11 protein-coding genes are annotated in these 11,282 nt (G+C 47.5%); 7 read left to right on the plus strand and 4 right to left on the minus strand.

Annotated elements, in window-relative coordinates; translation table 11 throughout:
- Both CLV82_RS13125 and CLV82_RS13130 read left to right on the plus strand, forming a co-directional pair.
- Nucleotides 1-1,368, plus strand: coding sequence for an HTTM domain-containing protein (locus CLV82_RS13125; RefSeq protein WP_133644804.1), 1,368 nt, complete (start codon nt 1-3; stop codon nt 1,366-1,368).
- Nucleotides 1,346-3,817: a TonB-dependent receptor gene (locus CLV82_RS13130; RefSeq protein ID WP_133644805.1), complete on the plus strand. Its 2,472-nt coding sequence runs from the start codon at nt 1,346-1,348 to the stop codon at nt 3,815-3,817. The genes CLV82_RS13125 and CLV82_RS13130 overlap by 23 nt, the downstream gene beginning before the upstream one ends.
- 103 nt (nt 3,818-3,920) lie before the next feature.
- Here CLV82_RS13130 and CLV82_RS13135 read toward each other — a convergent pair whose 3' ends face one another.
- Nucleotides 3,921-4,163 carry a hypothetical protein gene (locus tag CLV82_RS13135; protein WP_133644806.1) on the minus strand — a complete coding sequence of 81 codons (243 nt, stop codon included), beginning with the start codon at nt 4,161-4,163 and terminating at the stop codon, nt 3,921-3,923.
- Nucleotides 4,164-4,367: 204 nt separating this feature from the next.
- Here CLV82_RS13135 and guaB point away from each other — a divergent pair, with 204 nt between their 5' ends.
- Complete coding sequence (guaB, locus tag CLV82_RS13140) at nt 4,368-5,840, plus strand: IMP dehydrogenase (RefSeq protein WP_133644807.1); 1,473 nt, start codon at nt 4,368-4,370, stop codon at nt 5,838-5,840.
- A 33-nt stretch (nt 5,841-5,873) separates the two neighbouring features.
- Here the strand turns inward: guaB and CLV82_RS13145 are convergent, their stop codons facing one another.
- On the minus strand, nt 5,874-6,371 hold the full coding sequence (locus tag CLV82_RS13145) for a thioredoxin family protein (RefSeq protein WP_373075693.1): 498 nt from the start codon (nt 6,369-6,371) through the stop codon (nt 5,874-5,876).
- A gap of 116 nt (nt 6,372-6,487) precedes the next feature.
- Nucleotides 6,488-7,729, minus strand: coding sequence for a diaminopimelate decarboxylase (lysA, locus tag CLV82_RS13150; protein ID WP_133644809.1), 1,242 nt, complete (start codon nt 7,727-7,729; stop codon nt 6,488-6,490).
- Nucleotides 7,730-7,890: 161 nt separating this feature from the next.
- Here lysA and CLV82_RS13155 point away from each other — a divergent pair, with 161 nt between their 5' ends.
- Nucleotides 7,891-8,529 carry an LON peptidase substrate-binding domain-containing protein gene (locus CLV82_RS13155; protein WP_133644810.1) on the plus strand — a complete coding sequence of 213 codons (639 nt, stop codon included), beginning with the start codon at nt 7,891-7,893 and terminating at the stop codon, nt 8,527-8,529.
- Between the two features lie 78 nt (nt 8,530-8,607).
- Nucleotides 8,608-9,801: an ADP-forming succinate--CoA ligase subunit beta gene (sucC, locus tag CLV82_RS13160; protein WP_133644811.1), complete on the plus strand. Its 1,194-nt coding sequence runs from the start codon at nt 8,608-8,610 to the stop codon at nt 9,799-9,801.
- Between the two features lie 70 nt (nt 9,802-9,871).
- Here sucC and CLV82_RS13165 read toward each other — a convergent pair whose 3' ends face one another.
- Nucleotides 9,872-10,171, minus strand: a complete 300-nt coding sequence (locus CLV82_RS13165; protein ID WP_133644812.1) for a DUF1456 family protein — start codon at nt 10,169-10,171, stop codon at nt 9,872-9,874.
- 136 nt (nt 10,172-10,307) lie between these two features.
- Between CLV82_RS13165 and CLV82_RS13170 the strand changes: the two genes are divergently transcribed.
- On the plus strand, nt 10,308-10,709 hold the full coding sequence (locus CLV82_RS13170; protein WP_133644813.1) for a TerB family tellurite resistance protein: 402 nt from the start codon (nt 10,308-10,310) through the stop codon (nt 10,707-10,709).
- A gap of 142 nt (nt 10,710-10,851) precedes the next feature.
- Nucleotides 10,852-11,280, plus strand: a complete 429-nt coding sequence (locus CLV82_RS13175) for an Hsp20/alpha crystallin family protein (RefSeq protein ID WP_133644814.1) — start codon at nt 10,852-10,854, stop codon at nt 11,278-11,280.
- The last annotated feature ends 2 nt before the right edge of the window (nt 11,281-11,282 follow it).

An 11,282-nucleotide genomic window follows, 5' to 3' on the forward strand; every position in this document is an offset into this window, starting at 1 on the left:
ATGAACGCATCCATCCGAACAAAACTCGAATTACGGCGTGAGGCTGCCCCACTGGCAGTCTTTCGCATTTTGTTTGGACTCATGATGCTTTTTTCTATTATCCGTTTCTGGTACCACGGTTGGATCGAATCCCTCTACCTTGAACCTGGTTTTCACTTTTCATATTACGGCTTTGAATGGGTAAAGCCCCTGGGGGTTTATACCTACCTGCTCTTCCTGGTCTGTGCCCTTTCTGCCCTGGCTATAGCAGTGGGTTATAAATACCGCTGGGCCGTGATTATCTTTTTCCTGAGCTTCACCTATATAGAGCTTATGGATAAGACCACATACCTGAATCATTATTATTTCATCAGTGTCTTATCCCTGCTGATGATCTTCCTGCCCTTACACACGTATTTTTCTATCGACGCCTGGAAGAACCCTGCCAAGGCTTACCAGAGAGTGCCTTCCTGGCCTGTGCTGACATTACGGCTCCTGCTGGGAATTGTCTATTTCTATGCCGGACTGGCAAAACTGAATTCAGACTGGATGCTCGAGGCCATGCCCTTGAAGATCTGGCTTCCTTCCAAATTTGATATCCCGATGATCGGCGGGTTGTTGGGGCAGGAGTGGGTACAGTACGCATTCTCGTGGACAGGCGCCCTGTTTGACCTGGCCGTTCCTTTCCTTCTGCTGAATAAACGGACCCGGGTACCTGCATTTATTGTCCTGGTGGTGTTCCATGTACTGACCCGCGTGCTTTTCCCCATAGGTATGTTCCCTTATATCATGATCGTTTCTGCCCTTATCTTTTTCCCGGCATCGGTCCATCACCGGATATTGGAGTTTATTTCCCGGCTTACAGGCATTCTCAAGAAACGCTTTGATAACGGGCGCACCTTGGTAAATAAGTACGGCCCTGCTCATAAACTAAGAACAACTTTCCTGCTGCTCTTCTTCGGGTTTCAGTTGCTCTTTCCCTGGAGATACCTTCTTTATCCCGGTGAGCTGTTCTGGACAGAGGAGGGCTATCGGTTTTCCTGGCGGGTGATGCTGATGGAAAAATCCGGTTATGCGCAGTTCAAAGTAGTAGATGAGGAAAGCGGCAAATGGGTTTACGTAGATAACTCAGAATTCCTCACACCATTCCAGGAGAAGCAGATGTCTTTTCAACCGGATTTTATACTGGAATTCGCTCACTTCCTGGAAGAACATTACGAGGAGATGGGATGGAATAATGTTGGTGTATACGTAGACAGCAGGGTTGCACTGAACGGGAGACTGAGCAAGCCCTTCATCGATCCCGGGGCCGACCTCACCCAATACGAGGACTCATTTAAACCTAAAACCTGGATATTACCGTTTCATGATACGATCAAAGGATTATAGTGTTATATGCATTCTGTTGCTAAGCTTTTTTGGGTATTCCCAGGGAAGCCTGCAGGGCATTATTACCGGGGCAGACGGGATTCCAGTTCCCGGCGCCGAGGTGTACCTCGAAAATACAGATACCCTGGCCGAGGCGGATCAAAACGGTAATTATGTGTTTAACAACCTTGGGGAGGGAACCTATAACATGGTGGTCTTTGCCTTTGAATTTAAAGTATTCGAAACCGAGGTCACCGTTGAAGGCGCCACGGTCCGGAATATTACCCTTGAACCCCTGAGCGAGACACTTTCCGAAGTGGTACTGATACAGGAGCGGCAGCGGGTTTTTGCCTTGAAAAGCCTTAAAAAAGTTGAGGGCACCGCTATTTACGCCGGAAAGAAAAGCGAGGTAGTGCTCATGGATCAGCTGGTGGCCAATGTAGCGGCTAATAATCCCAGGCAGGTATACAGCCAGGTGGTAGGACTCAATATTTACGAAAATGGTGACGCCGGACTGCAGCTCAATATCGGGGGCAGGGGATTGAACCCGAACCGTACTGCCAACTTCAATACCCGGCAGAATGGTTATGACATCAGTGCTGATGCCCTGGGATATCCTGAAAGCTATTATACGCCACCTGCCGAGGCCCTCAGCGAGATCCAGGTGGTACGCGGTGCGGCATCCCTGCAGTATGGTCCCCAGTTCGGGGGGCTGGTGAATTTTAAATTCAAACGCCCCGTAACTGACAAAGCAATAGAGTGGACAAGTCGGCAGACCATTGGTTCGTATAACCTCCTTACCAGTTTCAACAGTTTAAGTGGAACGGTGGATGATTTTAGTTATTACACCTATTTCAATTACAAGGAAGGTGACGGCTTTCGGCCCAACTCGGAATTCAACAGTCGCAATTATTTTGGTTCCTTTAACCTTCAGCTGAGCGAGGATACCCGCCTGACTTTTGAAGCAACCGTACTCGATTACCTGGCAAAACAAGCCGGGGGGCTCACAGATGTCCAGTTTGAAGAAGACCCTTTCTTCAGTAACCGTGAGCGGAACTGGTTTACAGTGGACTGGAAACTCTTTTCGCTGCGACTGGATCATCGTCTGAACCAGCGTTCCGATATCAGCTTGCAATTGTTCAACCTGGAGGCCAATCGCTCTGCCCTGGGTTTCCGGACCAACCGCGTTTCCCAGCCGGATGATCCCTCCGAGCCTCGTGAATTACTTGTAGATGATTTTCGGAACTGGGGTGCGGAATTCCGTTACCTGACTCGTTATACTTTATCAGGGAAGAATTCCGTCTTATTACTGGGGACCAAGTACTACCAGACAGACAACCGGCAGCAACAAGGTCCCGGGAGCGCAGCCGCCGATCCGGACTTCGAATTTTACACGGAAGAATACCCGAATTACGAGCGGCAATCTGCCTTTGAACTGCCCAATGCCAACCTGGCCGTCTTCGGTGAAAACATCATCGACCTGAGTCCAGCTTTTTCAATTACCCCCGGTTTTCGCTGGGAATATATTAAGACCAGGAGTGAAGGGGCTTACAGGAACATTGTTCTGGACCTGGCAGGCAATCCTTTACTGAATGAAGAAGTGACCGATAACCGGACCTTTGAACGTAATTTCCTGTTGCTGGGGGTGGGTGCTGCTTATAAGTTAGGAGACAGTGCCGAACTGTATGCCAATATTTCACAGAACTATCGTTCCGTTACTTTTAGTGATATCAGGGTGGTCAATCCCTCCTACCAGGTAGCTGAAGATATCCGGGATGAGGATGGATTTACAGCCGACCTGGGTTTCAGGGGTAATTACAGGAGTGTGCTTTCCTTTGACCTAAGTGTCTTCAGCCTGCTCTACGATAATCGCCTGGGAGAGATCCTGAAGAATGAAACCAGGACCAATGCGAACGGGGAGGTTGTGGAGACCGGGAGGGTAGTGCGTTTCCGGGGAAATATCGGTACTGCTTTTATGTATGGTCTGGAGAGTTTCCTGGACTGGAACCTGAAAAAGACTTTTGCTCCCGGGGCTGAACGCGTCCGGGCTAACGTTTACCTGAATCTTGCCCTTACCGATTCAGAATACCTGAATTCAGAAGAAACCGGGGTAGAAGGTAAGCGGGTGGAATTTATCCCGAGGATCAATATGAAAACGGGCTTACAATTCGGTTATGGTAATTTCCTTGGAAGCCTGCAGTACTCGTATCTGTCTGAACAATTTACGGATGCCACTAACGCACCCCGGGACATCAACGATAACCAGCGCGGGATAGAAGGTTCCATTCCCGCATATGATATTATGGATCTTTCATTGTCTTACAGCTACCGGAAATGGAAACTGGAAGCCGGCATTAATAACCTTCTGGGGAACACTTATTTTACACGCAGGGCTACGGGCTACCCCGGACCGGGGATCATCCCGGCAGAACCCCGCACTTTCTATACCGGAGTACAATTCAAACTATAATTACCCTCCTGCTCGCAATGTAATATTTCGGCCCACTTTTGGTCCCGGCGCAATCTTATCACAGGACACCTCCTGTTATGAACAGGAGGTGCTTTCAATCTTTTTATGCCTGTGCACGAGGTGCCCAGTGGTTACATAACATGCCGGGGGCAGCTTTCTGCGGGTTAGCACAGTCCGGGTTGAGGTACCGGGCGCAGGTCGCACAATTCGGATCATCTTTCAGGGCAGCCTGCATTTCAAAACTATCACAGGTGTAGGCTGTGCCTACATTGGTTTTATGGTGCATGCAAAACCCTTCGCTGTATTTCTCACAATTCTGGCAACTATTTCCTAATCTGATACTCATAACGCTGCATTTAAGGTGTCTCTTAAATTTACAAGCTTTTTGCAACGAATGCAAGCGATAAATCCGGCGGGCCTTTCTTAAGTTTGACCAGTTTTATCTTTTTTTTAACCCTATTAGGACGATTGTACTGTCCAGCAATTCAATAAACTGTATGCAGGTTGTATTTAATGTGGTATATTTGCACGCAATTAATCCTTAATTGCCATGGAAGCTCACCTGCACAAAATTTTAGGAGAAGGTCTCACTTATGACGACGTACTCCTGGTCCCCGCATTTTCAGACGTACTACCCAGAGAAGTAAGTATTCAGTCAAGATTCACCCGCAATATCAGCCTGAACGTTCCTATTGTTTCAGCTGCGATGGACACGGTGACCGAATCCAAGATGGCTATTGCCATGGCAAGGGAAGGCGGAATCGGTGTACTGCACAAGAATATGACCATAGAGCAACAGGCGCTCAAGGTAAGGAAGGTAAAACGTGCCGAAAGCGGGATGATCATGGACCCGGTAACCTTGCACAGAGATGCAGTGGTAAGGGATGCCAAGGAGAGCATGAAGGAGCACCGCATCGGGGGAATCCCGATCGTGGACGAGAAGAATACCCTGATTGGGATAGTGACCAACAGGGATCTTCGTTTTGAAAAAAATAACTCCAGGCCCATCGCGGAAGTGATGACTCACCAGAACCTGGTAACCGTGAGCGAAGGCACCTCCCTGGAGGAGGCCGAAGTGATCCTGCAGAAGAACAAGATCGAAAAACTGCCGGTCACAGATAAGGACAATAAGCTGGTAGGCCTGATCACTTTCCGGGATATTACAAAACTTACACAGAAACCTATTGCAAATAAAGACCAGTACGGGCGTTTACGCGTGGCTGCCGCTATCGGGGTCACCGGGGATGCTGTGGACAGGGCAGGAGCACTGGTTAAGGCCGGGGTGGATGCTATTGTTATCGATACCGCACATGGTCATACCAAGGGTGTGGTACATGTCCTGAAAGAAGTGAAAAAACATTTTCCCGACCTGGACGTGGTCGTTGGGAATATTGCCACCGGGGAAGCTGCAAAATACCTGGTTGAAGCAGGAGCAGACGCGGTAAAGGTAGGTATAGGTCCAGGCTCTATCTGTACGACCCGGGTAGTTGCCGGGGTAGGATTCCCTCAGTTTTCAGCTGTTCTTGAAGTGGCTGCTGCGATTGCAGACACGGATGTACCCGTTATTGCCGATGGAGGTATCCGTTACACCGGAGATATCCCGAAAGCCATTGCTGCGGGGGCTGACTGCGTGATGCTCGGATCCCTGCTTGCGGGAACCAAGGAGTCGCCGGGAGAAACCATCATTTACGAAGGAAGAAAATTTAAGTCGTACCGCGGAATGGGTTCTGTGGAAGCGATGAAAGAGGGGAGTAAGGATCGTTACTTCCAGGATGTGGAAGACGATATCAAGAAACTGGTGCCGGAAGGAATTGTCGGGCGGGTAGCCTATAAAGGAGACCTGTACGAGAGTATCCACCAGTTTGTCGGCGGACTGCGTGCCGGGATGGGTTACTGCGGGGCCAAGGATATCAATGACCTTAAGAACAAAGGACGTTTTGTGAAGATCACAGCCAGCGGGATCAACGAGAGTCACCCGCACGATGTGACGATTACAAACGAATCTCCTAACTACAGCAGATAAAAAAAACGGCCTTTTTAAAAGGCCGTTTCTATTTTATTTGGTCTGACCACTGTAGGTCTCCCAGTCTTTTTCCTTAAAAATATCACTGCCAAAATACATGGCGATCTTCAGGAACGGTTTTGCTTTCTGGTACCCGGGTACCGGCGATAGCATATTCATCTCTTCATCCAGGAATACCACGGTGGGGTAACTCATCCTTCCCTGCAGCAGTGCAGCGGCCAGTTCGTGGTAACCGCGCCGTCCCTGGGGGATGTACTTGTAGGTCTTTCCCTTGAACTCGATCGGCTCCTTGCCTTCGGCATCCAGTTTTACCATATAGAAATTCTCCGCCATATATGCGGCTACTTCAGGATTCTGGAAAGTGTCCCTATCCATTTTTTTACACCAACCGCACCAATCGGTATACACATCTACAAATATCTTTTTCGGGTTTTTATCGGTCTGGGAGCGTTTAACAGCTTCATCCCAGCTTATCCAGGAGACGTCCTGTGCCTGCAGTCCCGCAGAAAGCAGCGCCATGAACATCAGCATTAAACCCGGTACTAACTTTTTCATGTTTTCGATTTTAGTCAATTAGTTCAAGAACTATACCAAAAATAACGAAAAAACAGCTGCTTTATTTCAGCAGGGTTATCAATAATACAGGGCTATTTAGCCTCAGCTTTTTGCTTTTTAGGCTGGAAGAGATCCTTAACATCCCGTTGGTTCCTGGTAAGATCCTCGAAGGTTTCCCTTTCCCTGATCAGGATGGCTTTGCCATTGTACCAAAGTACTTCAGGGGGCCTGAACCTGGAGTTGTAATTACTGGCCATTGTGAAGCAGTACGCCCCGGCATTTCGGAAACAGAGGATGTCTCCTTCGCTGATCTCGTTGATACGCTTGTTATTGGCAAAGGTGTCCGTTTCACAGATATAGCCTACGACCGAATAAAAGCGTTCTTTTCCTTCCGGGTTAGATATATTGATGATCTCGTGGGTAGCCCCGTATAGCATGGGGCGGATGAGGTGGTTAAAGCCCGAATCCACACTGGCAAAAACAGTAGAGGTGGTCTGCTTGACCACGTTTACCTTGGCCAGGAAATAACCGGCCTCGGATACCAGGAACTTCCCGGGTTCAAAAGCAAGGGTCAGGTCGCGCCCGTATTCATCACAGAAATCGTTAAAACGCTTCCCGAGCTTTTCGCCTAACTCTTCTATATTGGTCTGGATGTCCCCCGCCTTATAGGGAACTTTGAAGCCACTTCCGAAATCAATGAACTCGAGGTCCGGGAAATGTTTCGCGGTCTCAAAAAGGATTTCTGAAGCATAAAGGAATACCTCTATATCCAGGATATCACTGCCGGTATGCATGTGGATACCGTTAATATTCATTTTCGTCAGTTCCACTATCCTCAATAAGTGTGGTATCTGGTGAATACTGATCCCGAACTTTGAATCGATATGCCCCACGGAGATCTTGGTGTTGCCACCCGCCATGACGTGTGGGTTGATCCTGATGCAAACCGGTACCTTAGGGTGTCTGCTGCCAAACTGTTCCAATATGGAGAGGTTGTCGATATTGATCTGTACCCCCAGGGCAGAAGCCTCTTCAATTTCCTCCAGGGAAACCCCGTTCGGGGTAAAGATGATGTCTTCAGGTGCAAAGCCCGCCATAAGGCCCAACCTTACTTCCTGGAGGGATACCGTATCCAGCCCGCTGCCCATGCTCTGCATCAGTCGAAGGATAGATATATTAGACAGTGCCTTTACAGCATAGTTCAGTCGTAGTTTGGGCACTCCGCTAAAAGCGTTGGTCAGGCGGTTGAACTGGCTGCTGATCTTATTGGCGTCATAGACATAAACGGGATCTCCGAATTCCTTGGCTACCTGCAGCAGGTCTGAATGATTCATAGGTATTAACTTTAGGACAAATCTAGCATACTTCTGCTATCGAACCCAAAAAATACAACCAAATACTAAAATATTCAACAAAAAGTTATATTTATAACAATTCGTAATTGGTTGGATTGACTGGTATTTAAATCTGTCGTAGATTTAGTAAAATTTGAATTATGAAATTACCACTTTTTCCCTTGCAAACTGTTTTCTTTCCCGGGGAGACTGTGCCTCTTCATATTTTTGAAGAACGATACAAGCAACTGATACACGATTGCCGGACGGAAAACCTCACTTTCGGTATCCCGGTGTACATCAATGAGCGCATCTCATACGGCACAGAAGTACAGTTGGTAGAAGTGGTGACCACCTATGACGGCGGTGAGATGGATGTAGCTTGTGTGGCCCGGCAGGTATTTAAGATCATGACCTTTGACAATCGCATGGACGGTAAACTGTATGCGGGAGGTATCGTTCAATTCCTGGATAATGTCAATGACGGCGACCCTAAGACCAGGGAAGAAGTATTACACCGCCTCAAAGACTTATATACCCTGATGGACGTTCCCTTCCAGCATGTCGTCCCGGATAAGTTCAACAGTTATATGCTGGCTCATAAAATGGGGCTTTCGTTTGAACAGGAACACGAACTGCTGCAACTGCCCAGGGAAAGTGAACGACTCCAGTATATCCTGGATCACCTTCATACTACCATCAAGGTATTGAAAGAGGTCAACCGTACCAAGAAGATCATCGATATGAACGGCCATTTCAAGAACTTTGACGCGCTGGATTTTGATGATTTTAAAATTTAGTCCTTCCTTCTGCTATTATATTAGGGTAAATAAGCATGGTTTCCTATTTTTGTACGCAAACCAAATAGAATATATCATATGAATCTTCACGAGTATCAGGGAAAAGAGATTTTGGCAAGTTTTGGTGTCCGCATACAGCGAGGTATCGTTGCCCATAACGCTAAGGAGGCTGTTGATGCAGCCAAGCAACTTACCCAGGAAACAGGTACCGAGTGGTACGTGATCAAAGCCCAGGTACATGCGGGTGGACGTGGTAAAGGAGGCGGGGTAAAACTGGCCAAGAACCTGAAAGAAGTGGAAGAGATAGCAGGAAATATCATCGGGATGAACCTGGTGACTCCCCAGACTTCTGCCGAAGGGAAAAAAGTGCACCAGGTACTGGTTGCTGAAGATGTTTACTACCCGGGAGAAAGTGAAACCAGCGAATTCTACATGTCTGTTCTGCTGAACAGGGCAACTGGTCGCAATATGATCATGTATTCTACGGAAGGTGGGATGGATATTGAAACCGTAGCTGAGAATACTCCTCACCTGATCTTTACAGAGGAGATCGATCCTGCTACAGGACTGATGCCATTCCAGGCGCGTAAGATCGCCTTTAACCTGGGGTTGTCGGGTACAGCTTTCAAAGAAATGACCAAGTTTGTGACTTCCCTCTACAAGGCATATGAGCAAAGTGATTCCAGCCTTTTCGAGATCAACCCGGTACTGAAGACTTCGGATGACAAGATCATGGCAGTGGATGCCAAAGTTTCTATAGACGATAACGCATTGTTCCGCAGGAAGCAGTACGCAGAAATGCGCGACCTTCGCGAGGAGAACCCTATTGAGGTGGAAGCTCGTGCCGTAGGACTGAATTACGTTGACCTCGACGGGAACGTGGGATGTATGGTAAATGGAGCCGGACTTGCCATGGCGACGATGGACCTTATTAAAATGGCGGGGGGTGAACCCGCTAACTTCCTGGATGTGGGAGGAACTGCAGATGCCAAGAGGGTAGAGGAAGCATTCCGTATCATCCTGAAAGATCCTAACGTAAAAGCGATCCTGATCAATATCTTCGGTGGTATTGTTCGTTGTGACCGTGTCGCCCAGGGTGTTGTCGATGCATATAAGAACATGGGAGACGCCATCAAGGTACCGATCATAGTAAGACTGCAGGGAACCAATGCCGAAATGGCGAAAGAGATCATAGACAATTCCGGGCTGGCTGTTCATTCAGCGGTTCAGTTCCAGGAAGCTGCTGATAAAGTAAAAGAAGTACTGGCCTAAGAAGCCTAATACCTATATACTAAAAAAGGTGGCAATTCAATTGCCACCTTTTTTTTATGTCTTTAGGCCGCTAGCCATCCGAAGGCTTTGGTGCGGTATCTTTTCCTTTCTGCCGGATCTGTTCCCGGACCTTTTTGGGATCTTTGGGGTCTTCCCTAGGTCCCCGCAGGAATAATACGAGTCCGTTCAGGAAATTTCGCAATACCTGGTCTCCACACTCCTTGTATTTCGGATGATCCTCCCTGCGGCAAAAAGCACCTATCTCGCTTTTGGAGATACGGAAATCCACTAATTCCAGGATTGAAACGATCTCGTCATCTCTCAGACTCAGGGCAACCCTCAGCTTTTTCAGTATGTCATTATTGGTCATGCTAGATTTTTTTTTGCAAGTTAGGATAATTCCCGCTAGTAAGGAGTTCAGCCCGGAGAAATAGGGCGCTTTATATACGAAAACCGCTGATTTTCAGTTATTATAACATATTCCCGGATTCCATAAACCTACACCCATGAGCACCTACCAAGAAAAATTAGGGATAATTACTGAAATGATCGCCTTTGCCAAAGCAGATGATGTGATCAGGGTTGCCGAGTATAATTTTCTTCTCGGAGTGAGTAACCAGCTGGGAATAGACCGGGAGACCTTTGACTCCTTGTTCAGGGAACAGGGACCATCGCTCACCCTTAAATCTCATGAAGAACGTATCCTGCAGTTCCATCGTTTATTATTACTTATGAATGTGGACCAGGAGCAGCATGCCACAGAGATCTACAGGCTGCGCAATATCGGCCTCGGTATGGGATTACCGCCTTCGGCCATAGACCAGGTGCTGCAGGTAATGCACGAGTACCCGGACAAGATCGTACCCCCGGATGTGCTGATTTCCATATTCAAGGCCCATTTCAATTAATTTTTACGTTTAAACCCGACAAAATGTCGGTTGATTTCAGGTTTTAGGTGACATAACGTCGCCTTTTTGCTGTTGGTACACCCTTTGCCTTACATAGGGCGAGAACAAAAAATAAGTGCAACGATCAAAAAAAAATAATATCATGAGTTTAATGCAAAGAAACAGCCTTTTATTTCCATCTCTGATGAATGAGATGTTCAAACCAGATTGGTTTGGGGGCATGGACACCGTAAACAACAGTTTTCCTGCTGTTAATATCAAGGAGAACGAAAAGGATTTTGAACTGGAACTTGCTATCCCGGGACAGAAAAAAGAAGATTTTAACATCGAGGTAGATAACAACGTATTGACTATCTCCATGGAAACAAAGAACGAGGAAGAAACCAAGGAGGACAACTATACACGCAGGGAGTTTTCATACCGCTCTTTCAGACGTGCCTTCACACTTCCCGAGACTGTGGATGAAGATAAGATCAATGCGGATTACCAGGATGGTATCCTGAAATTCACTTTACCAAAAAAGGAAGAGGCACTTCCAAAACCAAAGCGCCTGATCCAGATCGGTAAATAAGA

The organism is Zeaxanthinibacter enoshimensis, from assembly GCF_004362865.1.
GTDB classification, from domain to species: Bacteria; Bacteroidota; Bacteroidia; order Flavobacteriales; family Flavobacteriaceae; genus Zeaxanthinibacter; species Zeaxanthinibacter enoshimensis.

Excerpts from the sequence above, each read along its gene's own strand:
- CLV82_RS13130 (WP_133644805.1), top strand. The coding sequence starts at position 1,346 with ATGATACGATCAAAGGATTATAGTGTTATATGCATTCTGTTGCTAAGC.
- CLV82_RS13135 (WP_133644806.1), bottom strand. The coding sequence starts at position 4,163 with ATGAGTATCAGATTAGGAAATAGTTGCCAGAATTGTGAGAAATACAGC.
- lysA (WP_133644809.1), bottom strand. The coding sequence starts at position 7,729 with ATGAATCATTCAGACCTGCTGCAGGTAGCCAAGGAATTCGGAGATCCC.
- guaB (WP_133644807.1), top strand. The coding sequence starts at position 4,368 with ATGGAAGCTCACCTGCACAAAATTTTAGGAGAAGGTCTCACTTATGAC.
- CLV82_RS13125 (WP_133644804.1), top strand. The coding sequence starts at position 1 with ATGAACGCATCCATCCGAACAAAACTCGAATTACGGCGTGAGGCTGCC.
- CLV82_RS13165 (WP_133644812.1), bottom strand. The coding sequence starts at position 10,171 with ATGACCAATAATGACATACTGAAAAAGCTGAGGGTTGCCCTGAGTCTG.
- CLV82_RS13175 (WP_133644814.1), top strand. The coding sequence starts at position 10,852 with ATGAGTTTAATGCAAAGAAACAGCCTTTTATTTCCATCTCTGATGAAT.
- CLV82_RS13145 (WP_373075693.1), bottom strand. The coding sequence starts at position 6,371 with ATGCTGATGTTCATGGCGCTGCTTTCTGCGGGACTGCAGGCACAGGAC.
- CLV82_RS13170 (WP_133644813.1), top strand. The coding sequence starts at position 10,308 with ATGAGCACCTACCAAGAAAAATTAGGGATAATTACTGAAATGATCGCC.
- CLV82_RS13155 (WP_133644810.1), top strand. The coding sequence starts at position 7,891 with ATGAAATTACCACTTTTTCCCTTGCAAACTGTTTTCTTTCCCGGGGAG.
- sucC (WP_133644811.1), top strand. The coding sequence starts at position 8,608 with ATGAATCTTCACGAGTATCAGGGAAAAGAGATTTTGGCAAGTTTTGGT.